The following is a 22,531-nucleotide window of genomic DNA, read 5'->3' on the forward strand; positions in this document are numbered from 1 at the left end:
ACCAGTCTCCTAGAGCGGGCTGACGAAACGGTTATCCACCAGATCGTCGTTGCTGACGTTGTAGGGCTTGCCCTGCAGTTCGCTGGCGGTTTCGTTGGCCAGTTTGATCAGGGGGGCGCTGTCACCCGGCTTGCCCGGCGAGCCGAGCAGTTTTTCGCTCATGGCCTGATCGTAGAAGCGCACGCCTTGCGCGGCGGCGGCCAGCTCCTTCGGATCGGACAAGTAACCGCCGACGCCCTTGGCCATGATTTCGTAGGCTTTCTGTGGATGGTCCTTGGTGAACTGCACCGCTTTGTAGAGACCGGCGACGAGCGCCTTGACGTCTTCCGGCTGCTTCTCGATCACCGTGCAGTTGAGCGCCACCACATCGACGATCACCCCCGGCGTACTGCTGCTGTCGATCAGCACCTTGCCCTGCTGCTTGTCGCGCACCATCGACAGATGCGGTTCCCAGGTCACGGCGGCCGGCACGCGACCGGCGATGAACGCGGTGGCGGCATCGTCGGCGGTCATGTTCTGCACGGTGATGTCGCTCATGCTCATGCCGTTCTTTTTCAGCAGGTACGAGAGCCAGAACTGCGAGGTCGACCCCTCGTTGACGGCCACAGCCTGGCCCTTGAGTTCCTGCAGGCTCTTCACATTTTTACCGACCAGAACGCCGTCGCCGCCATGGCTGTCATCCAGCGCGGCCACGGCCTTGAAGCAGAATTGCGGGCGGTACTTCAGCACTTCGTCGATGGTCGAAGCCGAGCCGGACAATTGCCCGGACGCCTGGGCGGCCATGTACATCGAGGCTTCTTCGACCACCGGCAATTCGACGGTCAGGCCGTTTTCCTTGAAGTAGCCCAGATCCTGGGCCAGATACAGGGTGCCGTAACCGACCCACGTGGTGTGGCCGATCGACAAGGTGCCGGCCTGGGCGCCGGTGACGGAAAGGGCGGAAATCGCCAGAGGACATGCAAGACGGGTAAACAAGGACTTGTTCATGGAGCACTCCCAACGCTGTTGATTTAGTTGTCATGGGCAGTACGGCCAGCCGTGGTGTCGCGATTGCACGCTGCGGTCTCTGCTGGACTCTGGCGGGCAATGCCTTGGCTGGCGAAATCGATGTTGACCCAGGCTTGGCGTCAGGAAAACGAGGAAATAGTTAGACGCGAACGATGAAAAAACTGGGTAGTGCGCACCGCGAAAGGGCGCGTCGGGCGGGGGTGCACGGAGGGGGTGCAAGACAGCAAAAACAGTGGTGAATCGACCGACGCAATCGCGAGCAAGCCCGCTCCCACAGGTTTATCGGTCGTTCACAACTGTGTGATCCACCCCGATAACTGTGGGAGCGAGCTTGCTCGCGAAGAGGCCCTTGAGCTTTACGAATACCTCAGAGCCGACCGTATTCCTGCGCCGTACGATCCAGCGCTTTCAACGTCTTGCCCACCAGCTCGTCAATCTCTTCACGACTGGCAATCAACGCCGGCGCCATGATCATCCGCCCCAGTGTCGAGCGAATGATCACCCCCTCTTCAAACCCGATCGTGCGGCAGCGCCAGGCAATATCGTTTTCATTGGCAAAGCGCTTGCGCGTGGCCTTTTCTTCGGCCAGTTGCAACGCCGCGACCATGCCGGTGCCCTGGATATCGCCCACCAACGGGTGATTGCCGAACACCTCGCGCAGGCACTGTTGCAGGTACGGGCCGATGTCATCCTTGACCCGCGTCACCACGCCTTCATCGCGCAGGGCCTTGAGGTTGGCAATCGCCACCGCCGCTGCCACCGGGTGCCCGGAATAGGTCAGGCCGTGGGCGAACACACCGCCCTGCTCCACCAGCACGTCGGCCATTTTCTTCGACAGGATCAGGCCACCCATCGGGATATAACCGGAGGTCAAACCCTTGGCGATGGACAGGGTGTCCGGCTCGAAACCGAAGTATTCGTGAGCGAACCATTCGCCGGTGCGACCGAAGCCGCCGATCACTTCATCGGCGCACAACAGCACGTCGTATTTGCGGCAGATGCGCTGGATTTCCGGCCAGTAGCTTTCCGGCGGGAAGATCATTCCGCCCGCGCCCTGGAACGGCTCGGCGATGAAACCTGCGACCTTGTCGGCGCCCAGTTCGAGGATCTTCGCTTCCAGTTGCTGCGCCACCCGCAGGCCGAACTCCGTCGGGGTCAGGTTGCCTTCGTGGGCGAAAAAGTACGGCTCGTCGATGTGCGCGATGTCGGGAATCATCCCGCCCATTTCGTGCATGAACTTCATGCCACCGAGGGCCGTCGCCGCGAGGGTCGAACCGTGATAACCGTTCCAGCGGCCGATCATGATTTTCTTCTCGGGCTTGCCCAGCACCTGCCAGTAACGGCGCACGGTACGGATCAGCACCTCGTTGGCCTCGGAGCCGGAGTTGGTGTAGATCGCGTGGCTGTAGTGCCCCGGCAGCAGGCTGAACAGCAGCTCGGAGAGCTCGATCACCTGCGGGTGGGTGGTGTGGAAAAACATGTTGTAGTACGGCAACTGCTCCAGCTGCCGGCTCGCCGCCGCGTTCAAGTCCTTGCGCCCGTAGCCGAGGTTGGTGCACCACAGCCCGGACATGCCGTCGAGGTAGCGCCGACCGTCGTTGTCCCACAGGTGCAGGCGGTCACCGCGCACCATCACCCGTGGGCCTTCGTCGTTGAGGGCCTTCTGGTCGACGAACGCATGAATGTGGTGCGCTGCATCGGCGGCCTGGTAGTCGCGGGTTTCACGTGAGGTGGTCATCGCCGGATCTCCTTTCTTGTTGTGAGCGGCTGTCATGAGCGCAGCTGAAACCAGGTGGTTTTCAACTGGGTGTATTTGTCGAACGAGTGCAGCGAGAGGTCGCGGCCGAAACCGGACTGCTTGCCGCCGCCGAACGGCACGGTCACGTCCAGCGCATCGACGCTGTTGACCGACACCGTACCGGCTCGCAATTGCCGCGCCACCCGATGTGCGCGGTGCAGATTATCGGTCCACAGCGACGCCGCCAGACCGTAGACGCTGTCGTTGGCCAGTTGCAAGGCGTGGGCCTCGTCATCGAACGGCATCACCGCCAGCACCGGGCCGAACACTTCTTCGCGAAACAGAGTCATGTGCGGCTGCACGTCGGTGAAAATCGTCGGCTGAACGAAGTTGTCCGAATCGTTGAAACTCAATCGACGGCCGCCGCAGACGCGGGTCGCGCCTTCGCGTTCGGCCTGGTTGATGAAGCGCAGAATGCTTTCGGTCTGACGGGTGTCCACAATGGCCCCGGCCGCACTCGCCGGGTCCAGCGGATCGCCCGGCTGCCAGCGCTCGGCCTGAGCCTTCAGTCGCTCGACGAACTCGTCATGAATCGAGCGTTCCACCAGCAATCGCGAGTTGGCCGAGCAGACTTCGCCCTGATTGAAGAAGATCCCGAACGCGGCTTTCTGCGCCGCCAGATCCAGATCCTTGCAATCGGCGAACACCAGATTGGCGCTCTTGCCGCCGCATTCCAGCCACACCTGTTTGAGGTTCGATTGCGCGGAGTACTGCATGAAATATTTGCCGACCTGGGTCGAGCCGGTGAACACCAGACAATCGACATCCGAGTGCAGGCCCAACGCTTTGCCGGTCTGCTCGCCGAGACCCGGCAGCACATTCAGCACACCGGCCGGCAAACCGGCTTCAAGCGCCAGCTCGGCCAGACGCAACGCGGAGAACGGCGATTGTTCGGCGGGTTTGAGAATGACCGAGTTGCCCGCCGCCAGCGCCGGGGCGAGTTTCCACGCGGCCATGTCCAGCGGGAAGTTCCAAGGCACCACGGCGGCAACCACGCCCAGCGCTTCGCGGGTGATGGTCGCCAGCACGTTCGACGCACTTGGCGCGACCTGATCGTAGAGTTTGTCGAGGCTTTCGGCGTACCAGCGGAACACCCCGGCGGCGCCCGGCACGTCGATGTTGTAAGCGTCCATCACCGGTTTGCCCATGTTCAGCGAATCGAGCAGTGCCAGTTCTTCGCGATTGGCCAGAATCAGATCCGCCAGCCGCAACAACACTTGCTTGCGCTCGGTCGGTGAACACCCGGCCCAGGTGCCGGCCTCGAACACCTGCCGCGCATTTTTCACCGCCGCATCGACGTCTTCTTCACCGCACGCGGCGACGTTTGCCAGCAACTGGCCGGTGGCCGGGTTGATCGCGGCAAAGGTCTGCCCCGACTGCGCCGCACGCAGTGTGCCGTCGATCACGGCCTGGTACGGATAGCTCAATTCAGCGGCCTTGCGCTGCCAGTCTGCAAGCTCGAACACGGTGGTTGCTCCTTGGACTTTTATTCTTTTGAGAACAGTGCGGGGTCGATAGTCGCTCAGGCCCGTGCGCGCTAAAACCAGTAAAAATGTCTTCGCAGACAATAAAAAAGGTAACCAGCCGATGGCCCCTTCGCGCGCGTATGAGGCTATTGTTCAGGGACAAAAAAACCGCCGACAGAACGGAGGCCGGCGGCGTACAAATTGCTTGGATGTGGAATCCGTTCGCTTTGAGGTTCACCGTGGCCGCTTACAACCTGCGTCAGTTGAAATACTTCATCACCACCGTCGAATGCGGCAGCGTCGCCGAAGCGTCGCGCAAGCTGTACATCGCGCAACCGGCGATCTCCACGGCAATCAAGGGGCTGGAAGACAGCTTCGGCGTGCAGCTGCTGATCCGTCATCACGCCCAGGGCGTGTCCCTGACACCGAGTGGTGCGCGGTTCTTCCGCAAGGCTCAGGAACTGCTGCGCATGGCCAAGGAGTTCGAACAGAACGCCCTCGCCGACAACGACGTGGTGGCCGGGCAGATCGATATCGGCTGTTTTGAAACGGTCGCGCCGCTGTACCTGCCGCAACTGATTGCCGGCTTCTCGGCGCTGTATCCGGGAGTGAAGATCCGCATCCGCGACGGCGAACAACAGGAACTGGTGCAAGGCCTGACTTCGGGCACCTTCGACCTGGCAATCCTCTACAAACACGACCTCGACGCCACCATCGAAACCGAACCCCTGATGCCGGCCCAACGGCCTTACGCCTTGCTGCCGGCTGATCACCGCTTCGCCCAGCTCAAGCAGGTTTCGCTGCGGGACTTGTGCCTGGAACCGATGATCCTGCTCGACGTACAACCGAGCCGCACCTACTTCGTCAGCCTGTTCGAAGAACTCGGGCTTTCGCCACGCATCGAGTTCAGCTCGCCATCGATCGAAATGGTGCGCGGCATGGTCGGTCAGGGTTTCGGCTTCTCGATCCTGGTCACCCGCCCGCATTCGGAATGCACCTACGACGGCAAGAAAGTCGTGTGCGTGGACATCGTCGAAGACGTCACCGGCTCAGGCCTGGTGGCCGCGTGGCTCAAACGCGGACAGCTGACCAAACCGGCGCAGTTGTTTGCCGATTATTGTCGGGAGCAGCTGACCGCGAAGGCCAGTCGCTGACTCTTACGTACCCCGCGGTTTGGCCCGGGCGGTAGCTTCGGCCACCAGCGGATCATCCGGCCAATAGTGCTTCGGATACCTCCCCTTCAGATCCTTCTTCACTTCGGCATAGGTGCTGCGCCAGAAGTTGGCCAGATCCTGGGTCACCTGCACCGGACGCCTTGCTGGCGACAGCAGGTGCAGTTTGACCACTTGCCGGCCGCCGGCGATGCGCGGTGTGTCGGCGAGGCCGAACAACTCCTGCAAACGCACGGCGAGAATCGGTGGTTGTTCGCTGTAGTCGAGGCGAATCGACGAGCCCGACGGCACGCTCAGGTGATGAGGCGCCTGTTCGTCGAGCTGTTGCGGCAGCGGCCAAGGCAGCAGATTACGCACGATGCTCGACAGGTCGAGGTTGGCGAAATGGCTGAGTCGCGAGACTTTGCCCAGATAAGGCATCAACCAGTCTTCGAGGGTTTTCAGCAGCGTGGCGTCGCTGACATCCGGCCATTGGCTGTCGCCTTTGGCGTTCAGGTCGAGCTGACGCAGCAACGCGACTCGCGCCTGCCACTGGCGCAGTTCCGGGGTCCATGGCAGTAGTTCCAGACCTTTGCGCCGCACCAGATTGACCAGCGCCTGACTGCGAGCATTTTCATCGAGCCCGGTCAGCGGTTCGCGGCTGAGGATCAGTTCGCCGACCTTGCGCTGACGCTCGGCGCGCAGCACGCCTTCGCGTTCGTCCCAGTCCAGTTGATCGACGGTGTGCACTTGTTCGGCCAGCACCGAATCGAACAGCGCCGGATCGAAATCTGCCGCCAGATAAATCCGCTCTTCGCGCTGACCCTGACGGCTGCCGAGGTCGGCGATGACGATCCACGGTTCCTTCATCAGGCTGTCGGCTTCGGCGAACAGCGCCGCGCGACCGTTGGCCAGACGATATTCAGCACCACCGGCACGCCGCTGCTGGGCGACGCGATCCGGATAGGCCAGCGCCAGCAGAGCGCCGAGCCAGCGCGGGTGATCCGGGTCGGCGACCGGTTCGCTGGCCTTACCGCGCAGGTAGCCGCGATATTGCCGCGCCAGTTGCCGGGCGCGCTGCACGCCGCCCTGGGCTCCGCGCGCCGCACGCTCTTCGCCGGACAGCAGCACCAGGCGACTGTGCAGATCCGCCCCGGCACCGCGCAGAATGTCGCGTTCGCCGAGCAACGCGGCGACATCGCACGCCATGTTCGCCAGCCCCAGCGCCTGACCGCGCAACAGCAAATGAGCGATGCGCGGGTGCGCCGGCAATTCAGCCATTGCCTGACCGTGACGATTCAGGCTTTCGCCGTCCAGCGCACCGAGACGCTGCAACAAATCCTGAGCCTGTGCATAAGCGGCCGCTGGCGGCACGTCCAGCCAGATCAGATCACTCGGCGCCACGCCCCAGCGCCCGAGCTGCAAGGCCAGACCGGCAAGATCCGCCGAGAGGATTTCCGCACTGCCATAAGCCGCGAGTTGTTCGTGCTGATCCTGCGACCACAGGCGATAACACACGCCCGGTTCCAGACGCCCGGCCCGGCCCGCGCGCTGGGTGGCGCTGGCTTTGGAGATCCGTTGAGTGTCGAGGCGGGTCATGCCGCTGCCCGGATCGAAACGCGGCACCCGCGCCAGCCCGGCGTCGATCACCACCCGCACGCCGTTGATGGTCAGGCTGGTCTCGGCGATGTTGGTGGCCAGCACCACTTTGCGCTGGCCTGCCGGGGCCGGGTCGATGGCGGCGCGCTGGGCATTCAGGTCGAGTTCGCCGTGCAATGGGCAGAGCAACACGTCGCTGCGCTCACCGATAGCGTCCGCCAGTTGTTGATGCACACGGCGGATTTCTGCCTGCCCCGGCAGGAACACCAAGAGGCTGCCGGTTTCATCGTGCAGCGCTTCGAGCACCGTTTGCGTGACGCGCTGATCGATGTATTCGCCGGGCTGGAACGGCCGGCCCCAGCGCATCGTCACCGGGAACATCCGGCCTTCGCTGCGCAGGATCGGCGCGTCGTCGAGCAACCCGGCCAGACGTTCGCCTTCAAGGGTGGCGGACATCAACAGAATCTTCAGCGGTTGTTCAGCTCGAAACAGCTCGCGACCGTTCAGACTGAGGGCCAGCGCCAGATCGGCGTCGAGGCTGCGTTCGTGGAATTCATCGAAGATCAGCAGGCCCACGCCTTCCAGCGCCGGGTCGTCCTGCAAGCGCCGGGTGAGGATGCCTTCGGTGACCACTTCGATGCGGGTGTTGGCGCCGACCTTGCTGTCGAGGCGGATGCGATAACCGACGGTTTCACCGACCTTCTCGCCCAGCTCGCTGGCCAGCCGCTCCGCCGCTGCTCGGGCAGCCAGCCGACGCGGTTCGAGCATGAGAATGGTCTGCCCGTTCAGCCACGCTTCATCGAGCAGGGCCAAGGGCACGCGGGTGGTTTTACCGGCGCCGGGCGGTGCTTCGAGCACGGCTTCGTGGCGTGTCGCCAACGCTTCACGCAGGGCGGGTAAAACTTCATCGATTGGCAAAGAAATCATGCTGGCTCCCAAACAGAGCCGCGAGTATAACGGCGAACTGCCAGGCGTTCGTCAGGGTCTTAACTTCACACGATGACGCTTCGTTAACAGATGACTCAGGAGATTCCCATGCGCTTACCTTTTCGCCTGATCGGCGGTGTACTGGTTGCCACCCTGCTCACTCAGATCACCGCGTGCGGTTCGATTTTCTATCCCGACCGGCGCGGCCAGATCGACGGCAAGATCGACCCGGCGATTGCCGTGCTCGATGCCGTGGGCCTGCTGTTCTATATCCTTCCGGGCGTGATCGCATTTGCCGTGGACTTCGCCACCGGCGCGATCTACTTCGAACCGGGCCACACGGCGCAGGTCGATCCGGCCAAGCTCAAGCAAGCCATCGGCCCGGACGGTCAGGTCGATAACTTGAAGTTGCAGGCTATTCTCGAAACCGAGCTGGGCCGCAATCTGCCGCTGGACGATCCGCGCCTGATCCAGCACAAGGGCAGCACCCAGCAACTGGCGATGTTCGGCCTGCAACCTGCCGCATAAGGAATTGACGCACCCATGACCACAAGCACCGAACACGCCCGTCTGCTGCGGCTGGCGACCCGCGCCTCGGTGGCGGTGGCCTGTACGCTGATCATCGCCAAAGCCATCGCCTGGTGGCTGAGCGGTTCGGTGAGCATGCTCGCCGGCCTCACCGACTCGGCCCTCGATGGTGTCACTTCGTTGCTCAATCTGCTGGCGGTGCATTACGCACTGCGTCCGGCGGATGACGATCACCGTTATGGCCATGGCAAGGCCGAGTCCCTGGCGGGCATGGCGCAGGCGCTGTTCATTGGCGGCAGTGCGGTGCTGATCGCGTTTCAGGCTTATGAGCGTTTGAACAATCCCGAACCGCTCGGCGCGCCGTGGCTGAGCATCGGGGTGATCGTGTTTTCCCTGTTGCTGACGGCGGCGCTGTTGATGCTGCAGCATCGGGTGATCAAGCAGACCGGTTCCAACGCGGTGCGGGCGGATTCGCTGCATTACCGATCGGACCTGTTGCTCAACGGTAGCATTCTGATTGCGCTGGTGTTGGCCGGATTGGGTTTCGATCAACTGGATGCGTGGTTTGGTCTGGGAATTGCGGCGTACATTCTGTGGAGCGCGATCCAGATCGCCCGGGAAAGTTTTTCGGTGCTGATGGATGAAGAGCTGCCGACGGATGTCAGTCAGCACATGCTCGAACTGGCGTGCGGCGTGCCGGGGGTGTTGGGCGCGCATGACTTGCGAACACGGATTTCCGGCAATCACTGGTTCGTGCAGTTGCACCTGGAGTTGCCGGGGGAGCTGACGCTGTCAGTGGCTCACGGCATCAGCGATCAGGCGGCGGATGCGATTCACAAGGCTTACCCACGGGCCGAAGTGCTGGTGCACGCCGACCCGCAGGAAGTGGTCAAAGCCGCCCGGGCTCAGTAGTTGACCTGATAACCGCGACTGCTCAGGCAATTGCCCTGTGCCTGACGGTAGGCCTGCACCACTTCTGGCGCCGGCTGGTAGGTTGCGGTACGCGGATTGAAGCCGCTCTGTTGCACCGCGTACTGATAGCACTCATAGCCGTCGCGCTGAACCTGTTCCGGTGACTGACCGTTGGCCGGATAGGCTTCCACGTCATAACCATTGCCGGTCGGCTGCGGTGGCTGCTGCGACGGCGGCTCGACCACCACGTAATCCTGGGTCGCCTCCTGATAGGAGTAGTACGAGCCGGCGGCGAGGAACAGCAGCGAACCGCCGATCCACACTTCCCGCGCGTAATCAGGCAGATATTGGATGCGGATCCCGCGCGGCGGCTGGACCACGATGTAGCGCGGCCCCTGCGGGCGATACCAGTAGCCGCCGGAGTAGAAATAGTCCTGGCCGCGATATGGAACGCGGTAATCACGATCCGGGAAACGGTCGATCACATGGCCCGGCCGGTATTGCGGGCCAGGGCCCCAGCCGTTGCCATGACCGTCGGGGCGACCCGGCCAGCGGTTGTCGTTGGGGCGGTTGCCGGTCTGCCAGTTCTGGTGATAGCCATTTTGCGGGCGCTCGTCGCGGTAGTAGCCCTGACGCGGTTCCTGAGTCTGGCGCACGGTGTCGGGGCGCGGCTGGATCGGCAGGTCATTGGCCGGCAGTTGCGGCGGCGGTGGCGGCTGGCGCACCGGGTTGGGGTTGTACGCCGGACGTGGCTGGTTCTGGTTCTGCCACTGGCCATTGTTCGGTTGGCCGTGGTTCTGCTGACCGTTGTGCTCGAATTGGCGGCTGTTGTCGCCACGAATGATGTCGTTGTTCTGCCGCTGCGGATTGTTCTGGCCGTGGGGCTGATTGCCGCCGCCATGCCCCTGATTGTTGCCCTGATGCTCCGGCCCGCGTCCGCCGCCGTCGGGGCCTCGATTCTGCGGCTCATCCGCCAGCGCTTGCGCACCGACACTCACACACAGCAAACCAACACTGGCCAGACGCCAGATGCGCGACTTCATGAAATTCCTCACTGCGGACTAGAGCCTGAAATTAAGAGGGCGTGTAGCTAAGACCGGGGATGGGCACACCGGGTTCTGCTACAGGTTATCAGTCACGTCATTTATTTATTGAGCGAGAGGGGCCAAATCGCGGGCAAGAAAAAAGGGAGACCCGTCGGCCTCCCTTCTAGAGAACTTCGTCCTGGCTCGACGCTTTTGACGTCGGCTCACCTCACGCCGTCTTCTGGACAGTGTGCAGCTCGGGGGCCGGCACAACCCCGGTGGGGGTGGCGGCCGCGGCAGGCCGGATTGGGCGGGCCGCAGTGGACTGTGTTACCGAGCAGTGATTCTGGTGATAAGAATAGGCCTGAGGCCGCGACAGATGATTGCGAAGATTGCTCAAATAAACATCACTTGCGCAATTTTTAACCCTGGATAGATAATCCGCCGCAATAGTTAAGACAAAGGACCGTTTGATGAGCAAACTCGACCGTTACGACCTGAGTATTTTGGCGGAATTGCAGCGCGACGCCCGCATCTCCAACCAGGAACTGGCCGAGCGCATCGGTCTGTCGCCCTCCCCGTGCTCGCGCCGGGTCAAGCAGCTGGAGGACGACGGCTACATTTCCCGCCAGGTCGCCCTGCTCGATCGCAAGATGCTCGGCCTGAGCCTGACCGCCTACGTGCTGATCGGCATGGACCGGCACACGCCGGAGCGTTTCGAGAACTTCGAAGCGGCGATCCGTACCCTGCCGCAAGTGCTGGAATGCAGTCTGGTCACCGGGGTGGATGCCGACTATCAGCTGAAAGTGGTGGTGCCGGACATGGATCACTATCAGAAGCTGCTGCTGGGGCACCTGACCCGGATCGAAGGCGTGACCAGCGTGCGCTCGAGCTTTGTGCTGAATCAGGTGCTCAACAGCACTGAATTGCCGCTGACTCATCTGCGCAGTTGAAACCGCCTTCGCGAGCAAGCTCGCTCCCACATTTGAAATGCATTTCCCTGTGGGAGCGAGCTTGCTCGCGCAGAAGCCGGTGCAGGCGACGAATGACTGCGGCACACCGACGCAGGTCAATGCTGCGTCGTTGGCCGCTGGCGTATACTCCCGGCCGCCCTTTCAGCCGCGCAGCGCCGGAGATGCCCGATGGATCCAGCAGTATTTGAAGAGTGGATGATGACCGGTCTGGTCAGCATCCTGATCATTTTCATGGGTTTCATCGTCTGGGATCTGGCGAAGAAGTCCAAGGCCGGGCGTTTCGGCTCGTTCATTCTGTTCTTCGTGCTGGGCCTGGGCGTGGCGGCGTTCATCATCAAAAGTGTGGTGATCGGCCTGATCGAATCCGGCGCCTTATAAGCGCGCCGGCACTTCTTTCCACTGGCCCTGATCGAGCCCTTCGATCGTCCAGTCACCAATCCTGACCCGCACCAGCCGCAGCGTCGGCAGCCCGACCGCCGCCGTCATCCGCCGCACCTGGCGGTTGCGCCCTTCGCGAATCACCAGTTCCAGCCAGGTGGTCGGGATGGTTGCGCGAAAGCGTACCGGCGGATTGCGCGGCCACAGTTCAGGCTCCTCCAGTTGCCGCGCTTGCGCGGGCAAGGTCATGCCGTCATTCAACTCGACGCCGTCACGCAGGCGCTGCAACTGCTCGGCTGTCGGCACACCTTCGACCTGCACCCAATAGGTTTTCGCAAGCTTGTGCTTCGGGTCGGCGATCCGCGCCTGCAACTGGCCGTCGTTGGTCAGCAGCAGCAAACCTTCGCTGTCGCGGTCCAGCCGTCCGGCCGGGTAGATGCCCGGAACGTCGATGTAATCCTTGAGCGTCGCCCGCCCTTCGCCGTCGCTGAATTGCGTCAGCACATCGAACGGTTTGTTGAACAGGATCAGCTTCGGCTCGGCCGGTGGCGCCTTGGCGACACGACGCGGGGTTGAAGAGGATGGCTTCGCGCCGGGACGGCGGGAAGGTGGACGCTGGGGACGGGACATGGACAAAAACAACATCTAACGGTCAGGGCTGCCAATGCTAGTAGCCCGACCGTTAAATGACCATCGACAAATCAGCGGAACGGCGGCTCGTCGAAGCTGCGCAGTTTGCGCGAGTGCAGCGAGTTGAGTTCGGTGCGCAGCAGATCCACCGCTTCGATGCCGATCTTCAAGTGCTGGCTGACCGCACGCTCGTAGAACGCGTTGGCCGAACCCGGCAGCTTGATTTCGCTGTGCAGCGGTTTGTCCGAGACGCAGAGCAACGTGCCGTACGGCACCCGCAGGCGGTAACCCTGGGCGGCGATGGTACCGCTTTCCATGTCCACGGCAACGGCGCGGGACAGGTTGATCAACGGTCGCTCCTGGGCCCAGCGCAATTCCCAGTTACGGTCGTCGTAGGTCAACACAGTGCCGGTGCGCAGGCGTTTCTTCAGTTCTTCGCCTTTTTCCCCGGTGATGTTGGCCGCCGCTTGCTGCAACGCCAGCTGCACCTCGGCCAGCGCCGGGATCGGAATGTTCGGCGGCACCACCCGGTCGAGAATCCCGTCGCGACGCATGTAGGCGTGAGCCAAAACGTAGTCGCCGATGGTCTGCGACTGACGCAGGCCACCGCAGTGACCGATCATCAGCCAGCAATGCGGACGCAGCACTGCCAGGTGGTCGGTGATGTTCTTGGCGTTGGACGGGCCGACACCGATGTTGACCAGGGTCACGCCGTGGCCATCGCTGGCGATCAGGTGATAGGCCGGCATCTGGTAGCGGTGCCAGACCACGCCGGCCGCAATGGCCGACGCTTCGCCATGATCCATGCCTTTTTCGATGATCACGTTGCCCGGCAACACCATGCGCACGAAGCGCGGGTCGCGGCGCAGTTGCTCCAGGCCATGGACGATGAACTGGTCGACATAACGGTGGTAGTTGGTCAGCAGAATCCAAGGCTGCACATGGCGCCAGTCGCTACCGGTGTAGTGCACCAGACGGCGCAGCGAGAAGTCGACGCGCGCGGCATCGAACAGCGCCAATGGCAATGGATCGGTGTTTTCCCAATCGTAGAGACCGTCGGCGATGCCATCGGTGGCCGCAGACAGGTCGGTACTCGGGAACACCCGTGCCAGCACCGCAGCGGTGACGCCGGAGCCGGCCAGTTCATCGCCCTGCTCGACCACGTACGGGTACGGAATGTTCTGCTCGCTGACCCCGACTTCCACGGTTACCGTGAAGTCGTGCATCAGTGGCACCAGCTGTTCCAGCAGGTATTTGCGAAACGCCGCCGGGTGGGTGACGGTCACGCTGTAGGTGCCCGGCAACTGCACCTTGGCGTAGGCGCGGGTGGTCTGCGGGACTTCGCCCTGGCAGTGGTAGGTCAGACGCAGTTCGGGATAACGGAACAGGGCACGTTGCTGGGCGTCGGGCTCGACGCGATCCTTGAGATAACGCTTGAGCGCCGAGTTCAGCGCCGTGGTGGCCCGCTCATGCAGCTCGGCGAGACGGTCCACGGCCTGTTCGGCGGTTTGAACGACAATAAACGCTTCGGTCACGATCAGCTTCCTGTGTTCTGACTTGCAGAGCTTCATCTTGCCTGCATCGTGGCGTCACGGAAACAGTGGCGTTGTGGGTTCACCCTAATCATTCAAACAATGAAGATCCCCTGTGGGAGCGAGCTTGCTCGCGATAGCGGTATGTCAGTCACCCTCTACTCAACTGAACTACCGCTTTCGCGAGCAAGCTCGCTCCCACAAGGTTTCGTATTGTTCAAAAAAACAGAGTCAGAAACCTTGCGGCGTAGAGCGGGCGACGATGGCTTCGACATCCAGCCCGCGCGGCAACGCGCCGTAGACCCGCCCGCCTCCGCTCAGACGACTGGCGATGAACGCATCGCTGACCGCCGAATTCCCGGCCTCCAGCAGCAGCTTCGCTTGCAGTCCCAAAGCGATGTCTTCGGTCAGTTGCCGAGCGCGGTATTGAATGTCGCCGGTGTCCTTGAACTGCGCCTGCAATTGCTGAATGTGCGCGGCCAGTCGCCTGTCGCCATGACCATCGCCCAACTCACTGAACAACACATCAAGCACGCCCGGCTCTTTCGACAACGCCCGCAGCACGTCGAGGCATTGCACGTTGCCGGAGCCTTCCCACGTCGAGTTCACCGGCGCTTCGCGGTACAGCCGCGGCAGGATGCTCTCCTCGACATACCCGGCGCCGCCCATGCACTCGGCGGCTTCGTTGATCATTGCCGGCGCGCGTTTGCAGATCCAGTACTTGCCCACCGCCGTCACCAGTCGGGCGAACTGCGCTTCATGGCGATCGTCCAGATGATCCAGCGCCTTGCCCATGCGCAGGCTCAACGCCAGCGCGGCTTCGCTTTCAAGTGCCAGATCGGCCAGCACGTTTTGCATCAGTGGTTGTTCGCTAAGCAGTTTGCCGCTGACCTTGCGATGGGCGCAGTGATGGCTGGCCTGAGTCAGCGCCTGACGCATCAGCGAGCTGGAGCCGACCATGCAATCGAAACGGGTCATGGCCACCATCTCGATGATGGTCGGCACACCGCGCCCTTCTTCGCCGACCATCCACGCCAGCGCGCCTCGGAACTCCACTTCGCTGGAGGCGTTGGACTGGTTGCCGAGCTTGTTTTTCAGGCGCTGGATATAGAACTGATTGCGCGCGTCGTCCGGGCGATGGCGCGGCAGCAGGAAACAGCTCAAACCCTTGTCGGTCTGCGCCAGCGTCAGGAACGCATCGCACATCGGCGCCGAACAGAACCATTTGTGCCCCACCAATTCATAGGCCTGACCCGGGCCACTGGCGCCGACCGGATATGCCTTGGTGGTGTTGGCGCGCACGTCGGTGCCGCCCTGTTTCTCGGTCATCGCCATGCCGATCGTGACACCAGCCTTATGCGCCATGCCGACATTGCGCGGGTCGTATTCGGTGGCGAGGATTTTCGGCAGCCATTGTTCGGCCAGATTCGGCTGCAAACGCAGCGCGGGCACACTGGCGAAGGTCATGGTCAACGGACAACCACTGCCGGCCTCGGCCTGACTGTGCAGATAGCTCATGGAGGCACGGGCGACATGGGCGCCATCCTGTGGATGAGCCCAGGGCAGAGAGGTCAGGCCATGTTCGATGGCGGTGCGCATCAGCTCGTGATACGCCGGATGAAACTCCACCAGATCGATGCGATGGCCATAGCGGTCATGGCTGGCGAACACCGGTTTGTTCTGGTTGGCGAGGAACCCGGCTTCCATCAGCGGCCCGCCGGCCAACGCACCGTAGGCGTCGATCCGCGACTCGGCCCAGCCAGCGCCAAACCGCCGCGACCACTCCTGTAACGGCAGGTCGATGCGGTACAGGTTGGTGCCGTCCAGCGACGGTGGCTGGTTGGTGACTTCGTGGGTTTCGGCGAACTGATGCAGGTTCATGACGGGGCTCCTTGATCGGCCAGAGCTTCAGTTAAGCACCGCCCCCGAACCGTTCAAAGTGTCATATCGGCCTAAATACCGGCGCTTTCACCCTGCCAGCAACTCAACACCCGCCGCTGCATCGCAACCTGCAAATCCTCGAATTTAACCGGTTTGCTCAGGTAATCGATCGAGCCACCCGACGCGCAATGCTCGCGATCCGCCCCCAGCGCGATCATGAACACCGGCAAATGGGCGCATCCCGGCAGGTCACGAATCTGGCAACACAGCGATGCTCCGTCGAGCGGTGGCAACTGACAATCGATCAACACTGCATCGAAGCGCTCGCGCTGCAAACAGTCGAGCGCCGCCGCGCCGTGGTCGGCGGTGCGCACCCGGAAACCGAGCTTGAGCAACATGCCGCGCATCACCAATTGGTTGACGCTGTTGTCGTCCACCAGCAGCACGGTGCAATCCTGCGGCGCGCGCACGGTGTCGCGGCTGAACGCAGGCACGGCTTCCACTTCCGGCAACTCAAACTCGACATCCAGTTGAAAACGGCTGCCGCGCCCCGGCTCTGAGCGGTGCGTGAGCTTGCCACCGAGCAACTCCACCAATTGCCGGCAGATCGCCAGGCCGACACCCAGCCCGCCGTATTCGCGGGTCATCGAACCGTCGAGCTGGAAGAACCGCTGATACAGCGTGGCCTCACCCAGATCGGTAAAGCCGATGCCGGTGTCGATCACCGCAAAGGAAAGTGCCAGGCGATTGTCCGTCGACGATTTGCCGGTGACCCGCAAGGCCAGACCGCCGACACGGGTGAATTTGATCGCGTTATCCAGCAAGCATTCCAGGCATTGCGCGAGTTTGGCGCTGTCGCCATACAGGCGATCCGGCAGGGTCGGCAGCACGTCGACCTTGAAGTCCAGCGACTTGCTCGAAGCGTTGCCATCGAACTGAATCCGCAACGCCTCGACCACCCCGCGCAGGCTGAAACTGCCCGGCGTGGCCTTGAGCTTGCCGGCCTGCAATTCGGTCAGGGTCAGGATACCGTTGACCATTCGCATCATGTCCCGGGCCGAACCGGCGGCGGTCTGCTGGTATTGCTCCAGTTCCGGATCGAGTTCGACGGTCTGCATCAACTCGAGCGAGCCGATCACACCGTTCATCGGCGTGCGCAGTTCGTGAGTGAGGGTCGCGAGGAATTCGTCCTTGAGCTTGTTGCTGTGGGCCAGTTGCTGGTTCAGCACTTCGAGCTTCTGGCCGGCATCGAACAGGGTCTGCGCCTGTTGTTCACGCATCGCGTTGATCCGGTCGGCCAGCGCCAGCGACAGCAGCGCCACTTCGATGGCCGAGCCGATCTGGCTGGCGTACATGGTCAGGAACACGTTCGGCAACAAACCCAGAACCATCATCGTGTTGACGATGCCGCCGATCAGGAACGCCGACCAGGCAATGATGAAATAACGCGCCACCCGCAGGCCGCGCCACCAGGCGAGGATCCCGGCGGCGAAGATCACCACGGTAAAAGTCAGTGCCAAGGTCGTCGCCAGACGCAGGGCCAGGCCATAACTGGTCATCAACGACAGGCCGATCACCACGGCGCCAAATACAATCAGGGCGATCAGCAGGCGATCGAGCCAGCGGCTGTGGTTCTTGGTCTGCAGGAAACTGCGGGCGAACTGGCTGCCGAACAGCCCCGCACAACCGATGAAGAACGGCGTGGCGGCGTTGGCCCACCACGGGTTGTCCGGCCAGAAATACTCGACCGCCGCGCCATTGACCGACAGCTGATAAAGGCCGAACGAAGCGATATAGAAGATGTAATAGAGGTAACTGGTGTCGCGCACGCTGAGGTAGATGAACAGGTTGTAGACCAGCATCCCCAGCAGCACGCCATAAATGATCCCCAGCACATATAGGCGCACTGGCTGGTCTTCGAGGTACGCGGTGCTCGACCACAATGTCACCGGCGCCTGGATCGAGCCTTCGCTGGACAACCGCAGATAAACGGTTCGCTGTTGATCCGGCTTGAACGCCAGGTCGAACAGGTAATTGTTCTGGCGGATCTCGCGACTGGCGAACGGCAAGGCGTCGCCGGTTTGCCGCACCAGACGGTAGTCTCCAACGGCATCGGGCAGATACAGGTCGAGATGATCGAGCGGCGGATACGCCAGTTCCAGCAACCAGCTGCGCTGCGCCGACGGATTGCTCGGGCGGTAATGCAGGTCGATCTTCAGCCAGAACGCCGAGCGCGAATAACCGGCATTGAGCGTGGCTTTGTCATGGGGTTTGAAGTTTCCGGCGGCGGCTTGCGCGCGGACGTCGGCAATGCTCGCCTGACCGCTCGGGTCTTCGAACACTTGCAGGGATCGACCCAGCGGGAGGCTCTGGGTGAACTCGTCGAACTCGACGGCGCCTGCCAGGAGGGGCAAGCAGAACAGCAACATCAACAAATAGCGCATTGAAGCCCCAGCGTGGCTTGGCCGGTTGTGTCAGGAAGCCCCCCATTCCCTTTGAGATGACGTAAAACCGGTATTACCTGTTATTGGTTTGGATCCACTCTAGCATAGCCGTTGATGGCCATTGAGCACCATGGAAATTTTTCCGACGAAGGCTCTAGAACGGGCGTTCCAGAGCAGAACGCCGAGCTAGAGCTGTTTGCCCGGTCAAATTGTGACAAGCGGTACGAATCCCGCTACCCGTGTTATCGGCCGCGCGCTGCGCCACAACACCCGAAAAACAGGTTTGGTGGTAAGCTCGCGCACCATGAATATCTACAGCTCACGCCCCGTTGTCCTCTGTCTCTCCGGCCACGACCCCAGTGGTGGCGCCGGCTTGCAGGCAGATATCGAAGCCCTGCTCGCTCAGGGTTGCCATGCGGCTCCGGCCGTCACCGCCCTGACCGTGCAAGACACGGTCAACGTCACTGACTTTCGCGTCCTCGACCGTGAGTGGGTACTGGCCCAGGCCAATGCCGTGCTCAACGACTCCGAAGTCGCGGCAGTGAAACTGGGCATGCTCGGTTCCCTGGAAATGGTCGACACCGTCGTCGAACTGCTCCAGGCGCACCCGCACTTGCCAGTGGTCTGCGACCCGGTGCTGCGCGCCGGCGGTGGCGGACGCCTGGGCAAGGACGAAGTCGGCTACGCCATGCGCGAACGCCTGCTGCCGCTGTCGATCATCGCCACCCCCAACCTTCCCGAAGCCCGGATCCTCGCCGAACTGCCAGAAGGCACCGCGGACGAGTGCGCTGAAAAACTGTTGCCCTACATAAAGAACCTGCTGATCACCGGCGGTCACGGCGACGAGACCGAAATCCACAATCGCCTGTACAGCCGCGACGGCCTGCGCGAAACCTTCAAGTGCCAGCGCCTGCCGGGCAGCTATCACGGTTCCGGTTGCACCCTGGCCAGCACGCTTGCCGGTCGCCTGGCGCTGGGTGAAAACCTTGCCAGCGCCGTGCGTACGGCACTCGATTACACCTGGCGCACCCTGCGCGATGCCGAACAGCTGGGCAAAGGCCAGTTCGTGCCGCGTCGCCTGCCGCTGGATTTCTGTTCCTGATGTTTCGAGCCTGAGGACTGCGCGATGAAACTACGTGGCCTGTATGCCATCACCGACAGCCAGTTGCTGGCCGGCAAGTTTCTGTCCTACGTGGAGGCGGCGCTGGAAGGCGGCGTCACCCTGCTGCAATACCGCGACAAGAGCAGCGACGAGGCCCGCCGCCTGCGTGAGGCTGAAGCCCTGCGCGACCTGTGCGAACGCTACAAGACGCAACTGATCATCAACGATGACGCCGAACTGGCCGCGCGCCTGAACGTCGGCGTGCACCTGGGCCAGACCGACGGCCCGCTGTCGCCGACCCGCGCCCTGCTCGGCTCGAAAGCGATCATCGGTTCGACCTGCCACGCGCAGCTCGAACTGGCCGAACAGGCCGCCAAAGAAGGCGCTAGCTACGTCGCCTTCGGTCGCTTCTTCAATTCCAATACCAAACCCGGTGCACCGAGTTGCAGCCTCGATCTGCTCGACGAGGCCAAACGCACCCTGCACCTGCCGATCTGCGCGATCGGCGGCATCACCCTCGACAACGCCGCGCCGCTGGTGGCCCATGGTGTCGATCTGCTGGCCGTGGTCCATGGCCTGTTCGGCGCCGACAGCACCGCCGAAGTGACCCGCCGCGCCCGCGCCTTCAATGAATTATTAAAAGTCTGAGAGCCCGATCATGTCTCGTTCCGAAACCCTTTTTGCCAACGCCCAGAAACACATTCCCGGTGGCGTGAACTCGCCGGTTCGCGCGTTCAAGAGCGTTGGCGGCACGCCGCTGTTCTTCAAGCACGCCGAAGGCGCCTACGTCACTGACGAAGACGACAAGCGTTATGTGGATTACGTGGGTTCGTGGGGCCCGATGATCCTCGGCCACAGCCACCCGGACGTGCTGGACGCCGTGCGTAACCAGTTGCAACACGGCCTGTCCTACGGCGCGCCGACCGCGATGGAAACCGAGATGGCCGATCTGGTCTGCTCGCTGGTGCCGTCGATGGAGATGGTGCGCATGGTCAGCTCCGGCACCGAAGCGACCATGAGCGCAATCCGTCTGGCCCGTGGTTTCACCGGCCGCGACAGCATCATCAAGTTCGAAGGCTGCTACCACGGTCACTCCGACAGCCTGCTGGTCAAGGCCGGTTCCGGCGCACTGACCCAGGGCGTACCGAGCTCGGCCGGCGTACCGGCAGCGTTCGCCAAACACACCCTGACCCTGCCGTTCAACGACATCGACGCGGTTGAAAAAATGCTCGCCGAAGTCGGCCAGGACGTGGCGTGCATCATCGTCGAGCCAGTGGCCGGCAACATGAACTGCGTACCGCCGGCGCCGGGTTTCCTCGAAGGCCTGCGCAGCCTGTGCGACAAGCACGGCGTGGTGCTGATTTTCGACGAAGTGATGACCGGTTTCCGCGTCGCCCTCGGCGGCGCCCAGGCCTACTACGGCGTAACCCCTGACCTGACCACCTTCGGCAAGATCATCGGTGGCGGCATGCCGGTCGGCTGCTTCGGCGGCAAGCGCTCGATCATGGAGCGAATCGCGCCACTGGGGCCGGTCTATCAGGCGGGCACCTTGTCGGGTAACCCGCTGGCGATGGCTGCCGGCCTGACCACCCTGCGCCTGATCAGCCGTCCGGGTTTCCACGCCGAGCTGACCGACTACACCACGCGTCTGCTCGATGGCCTGCAACAGCGCGCCGATGCCGCCGGCATTCCGTTCGTGACCACCCAGGCGGGCGGCATGTTCGGTCTGTACTTCAGCGGTGCCGACGACATTGTTACTTTTGAAGACGTGATGGCCAGCGATGCAGCGCTGTTCGGCCGCTTCTTCCACCTGATGCTGGAAGGTGGCGTGTACCTGGCACCGAGCGCCTTCGAAGCCGGTTTCACCTCGATCGCCCATGGCGAAGCCGAGCTGAAACTGACCCTCGACGCCGCCGAACGCGCCTTCGCGAAGTTGAAGTAAAACGCCCCGCCGCTGACGTTGGCCATTGCCAGCGTCAGCGTTCTCCTACATCCGCACGCCTTTTCCGACACTCCTGCCAAAAATCTCCCATAAAGTGGGCGATATATTTCCCGCGCAGCAGAAAATCGAGTAAAGACTTTGTAAGGATGGCCCTGCTTATTTCATAATGCGCGCTTATTGGATCCCTCGACGGGTCCGCGCGCCCTTCAGAGGTAAGTCGATTCCCATGAACCGCACCGGCCGCACCCTTGCCTTGGGCTGCCTGTTGCTCCTTCAGCCGCTGCTCGCACATGCACAAGCAGGCGGCAACTCGTTGTTGATCCCGGCGATGGGTCGCTGCACCCTCAATACTCAGCCGCAAGACGTCACGCAGGCACTGGCCGCCTGCCAGAAGTCGGCGGACGAAGGGGATGCGCAAGCGCAATACGAGTTGGGTGAGTTCTACTACGACGGCAAGAACGCGCCGCGCGACCTCAATCAAGCCCTGAGCTATTTCGAAAAGGCCTCGCTGCAAGGCCACGCCCAGGCGCAATTCAAGCTCGGCACCATGTTCTTCCACGGCGAAGGTGTGCAGGCCAACAACATTCAGGCGTATATCGTGCTGAAGATGGCCGCGGTCAACGGCGCTGAAGATGCGCTGGACACCGCGGACGAAGTCTCCGAAAAAATGTCCCGCGAAGATCTCGAAACCGCGACCCAGGTGCTCGGGCAAATTTTCCGTAAATACCTGATGGAACTGCAGAGCGCTGACGGGCGTACGCCGTTCTCGCCCCTGCCCTGATTTCTGCGCCGACTTCTCTGGCCTCTTCGCGAGCAAGCTCGCTCCCACACAGGAATGAATCTCCCTGTGGGAGCGAGCTTGCTCGCGAATGAGGCGACTCGGTCTTACAGATTATTTTTCGGGCATCGGTACCGGAAACGGCATCACGTTGCCAACGCCGCCACGGGCTTCGCTGATCTTCGGCGTCCCCAGTCGCTCGACCTCGTCGATGCGCACGATCGAATGCATCGGCACAAAGCTGCGCACCACACCTTCGAACTGCGCCTTGAGCTTTTCTTCGCTCGGGTCGACGACCACTTGCGTGCGCTCGCCAAAGACGAACTCTTCCACTTCCAGGAAGCCCCACAGATCACTTTGATAGATCTGCTTGGCGTACATTTCGAACACCTGGCCCTGGTTGAGGAAAATCACCTTGTAGATTGGAGCTTCGCGTTTGGTCATGGCGGGTGGACA

Annotated in this window: 19 protein-coding genes; 9 read left to right on the forward strand and 10 right to left on the reverse strand. The window is 62.3% G+C overall.

The genetic code is table 11. From position 1 onward, the window contains the following. Positions 1–9: 9 nt before the first annotated feature. From IHQ43_RS25385 to IHQ43_RS25395, 3 genes are all read right to left on the reverse strand, one after another. Complete coding sequence (locus tag IHQ43_RS25385; RefSeq protein WP_192562500.1) at positions 10–987, reverse strand: ABC transporter substrate-binding protein; 978 nt, start codon at positions 985–987, stop codon at positions 10–12. Positions 988–1,375: 388 nt separating this feature from the next. Beyond that, positions 1,376–2,746 (reverse strand): aspartate aminotransferase family protein, encoded by a 1,371-nt coding sequence (locus IHQ43_RS25390; protein ID WP_192562501.1) that lies wholly within the window; start codon positions 2,744–2,746, stop codon positions 1,376–1,378. 32 nt (positions 2,747–2,778) lie between these two features. Next, on the reverse strand, positions 2,779–4,272 hold the full coding sequence (locus tag IHQ43_RS25395) for an aldehyde dehydrogenase (protein WP_192562502.1): 1,494 nt from the start codon (positions 4,270–4,272) through the stop codon (positions 2,779–2,781). Between the two features lie 239 nt (positions 4,273–4,511). Here IHQ43_RS25395 and IHQ43_RS25400 point away from each other — a divergent pair, with 239 nt between their 5' ends. Further along, positions 4,512–5,426: a LysR family transcriptional regulator gene (locus tag IHQ43_RS25400; protein ID WP_007958716.1), complete on the forward strand. Its 915-nt coding sequence runs from the start codon at positions 4,512–4,514 to the stop codon at positions 5,424–5,426. Positions 5,427–5,429: 3 nt separating this feature from the next. Here IHQ43_RS25400 and hrpB read toward each other — a convergent pair whose 3' ends face one another. Next, positions 5,430–7,949, reverse strand: coding sequence for an ATP-dependent helicase HrpB (hrpB, locus tag IHQ43_RS25405; RefSeq protein WP_192562503.1), 2,520 nt, complete (start codon positions 7,947–7,949; stop codon positions 5,430–5,432). A gap of 108 nt (positions 7,950–8,057) precedes the next feature. Between hrpB and IHQ43_RS25410 the strand changes: the two genes are divergently transcribed. Beyond that, positions 8,058–8,477, forward strand: coding sequence for a hypothetical protein (locus IHQ43_RS25410; protein ID WP_039771823.1), 420 nt, complete (start codon positions 8,058–8,060; stop codon positions 8,475–8,477). 15 nt (positions 8,478–8,492) lie between these two features. Beyond that, complete coding sequence (locus IHQ43_RS25415; protein WP_192562504.1) at positions 8,493–9,389, forward strand: cation diffusion facilitator family transporter; 897 nt, start codon at positions 8,493–8,495, stop codon at positions 9,387–9,389. Here IHQ43_RS25415 and IHQ43_RS25420 read toward each other — a convergent pair. Then, positions 9,383–10,432, reverse strand: a complete 1,050-nt coding sequence (locus IHQ43_RS25420; RefSeq protein ID WP_192562505.1) for a DUF6515 family protein — start codon at positions 10,430–10,432, stop codon at positions 9,383–9,385. The genes IHQ43_RS25415 and IHQ43_RS25420 overlap by 7 nt on opposite strands. A gap of 455 nt (positions 10,433–10,887) precedes the next feature. On the opposite strand from IHQ43_RS25420, the gene IHQ43_RS25425 reads away from it, so the two are divergent. Both IHQ43_RS25425 and IHQ43_RS25430 read left to right on the forward strand, forming a co-directional pair. Continuing rightward, positions 10,888–11,367 (forward strand): Lrp/AsnC family transcriptional regulator, encoded by a 480-nt coding sequence (locus IHQ43_RS25425; protein ID WP_007909658.1) that lies wholly within the window; start codon positions 10,888–10,890, stop codon positions 11,365–11,367. 189 nt (positions 11,368–11,556) lie between these two features. Next, positions 11,557–11,766, forward strand: coding sequence for a DUF2788 domain-containing protein (locus tag IHQ43_RS25430; protein ID WP_003228500.1), 210 nt, complete (start codon positions 11,557–11,559; stop codon positions 11,764–11,766). On the opposite strand, the gene IHQ43_RS25435 is transcribed toward IHQ43_RS25430, so the two are convergent. The 4 genes from IHQ43_RS25435 to IHQ43_RS25450 form a co-directional block, all read right to left on the reverse strand. Further along, positions 11,761–12,396 (reverse strand): pseudouridine synthase, encoded by a 636-nt coding sequence (locus IHQ43_RS25435; RefSeq protein ID WP_244142227.1) that lies wholly within the window; start codon positions 12,394–12,396, stop codon positions 11,761–11,763. The two genes, IHQ43_RS25430 and IHQ43_RS25435, sit on opposite strands and share 6 nt — an antisense overlap. A 71-nt stretch (positions 12,397–12,467) precedes the next feature. Further along, a complete protein-coding gene (gene amn / locus IHQ43_RS25440) occupies positions 12,468–13,967 on the reverse strand; it encodes an AMP nucleosidase (protein WP_192562506.1) in 1,500 nt (499 codons plus the stop codon). Between the two features lie 192 nt (positions 13,968–14,159). After that, positions 14,160–15,809: an acyl-CoA dehydrogenase family protein gene (locus IHQ43_RS25445; protein WP_192562507.1), complete on the reverse strand. Its 1,650-nt coding sequence runs from the start codon at positions 15,807–15,809 to the stop codon at positions 14,160–14,162. Positions 15,810–15,880: 71 nt separating this feature from the next. Then, a complete protein-coding gene (locus IHQ43_RS25450; protein ID WP_192562508.1) occupies positions 15,881–18,253 on the reverse strand; it encodes a hybrid sensor histidine kinase/response regulator in 2,373 nt (790 codons plus the stop codon). 304 nt (positions 18,254–18,557) lie between these two features. On the opposite strand from IHQ43_RS25450, the gene IHQ43_RS25455 reads away from it, so the two are divergent. From IHQ43_RS25455 to IHQ43_RS25470, 4 genes are all read left to right on the forward strand, one after another. Further along, a complete protein-coding gene (locus IHQ43_RS25455) occupies positions 18,558–19,355 on the forward strand; it encodes a hydroxymethylpyrimidine/phosphomethylpyrimidine kinase (protein ID WP_007958699.1) in 798 nt (265 codons plus the stop codon). A gap of 24 nt (positions 19,356–19,379) precedes the next feature. Continuing rightward, the gene (gene thiE, locus IHQ43_RS25460; protein ID WP_085608753.1) at positions 19,380–20,003 is read left to right on the forward strand and encodes a thiamine phosphate synthase; all 624 of its coding nucleotides are present in this window, start codon (positions 19,380–19,382) and stop codon (positions 20,001–20,003) included. A gap of 10 nt (positions 20,004–20,013) precedes the next feature. Further along, positions 20,014–21,297, forward strand: a complete 1,284-nt coding sequence (gene hemL / locus IHQ43_RS25465; protein WP_064599654.1) for a glutamate-1-semialdehyde 2,1-aminomutase — start codon at positions 20,014–20,016, stop codon at positions 21,295–21,297. A gap of 226 nt (positions 21,298–21,523) precedes the next feature. After that, positions 21,524–22,078: a tetratricopeptide repeat protein gene (locus tag IHQ43_RS25470; RefSeq protein ID WP_192562509.1), complete on the forward strand. Its 555-nt coding sequence runs from the start codon at positions 21,524–21,526 to the stop codon at positions 22,076–22,078. 111 nt (positions 22,079–22,189) lie between these two features. On the opposite strand, the gene IHQ43_RS25475 is transcribed toward IHQ43_RS25470, so the two are convergent. After that, a complete protein-coding gene (locus tag IHQ43_RS25475; protein WP_007958692.1) occupies positions 22,190–22,519 on the reverse strand; it encodes a DUF1820 family protein in 330 nt (109 codons plus the stop codon). Between the last annotated feature and the right edge of the window lie 12 nt (positions 22,520–22,531).

Source organism: Pseudomonas gozinkensis (assembly GCF_014863585.1).
Lineage (GTDB): Bacteria > Pseudomonadota > Gammaproteobacteria > Pseudomonadales > Pseudomonadaceae > Aquipseudomonas > Aquipseudomonas gozinkensis.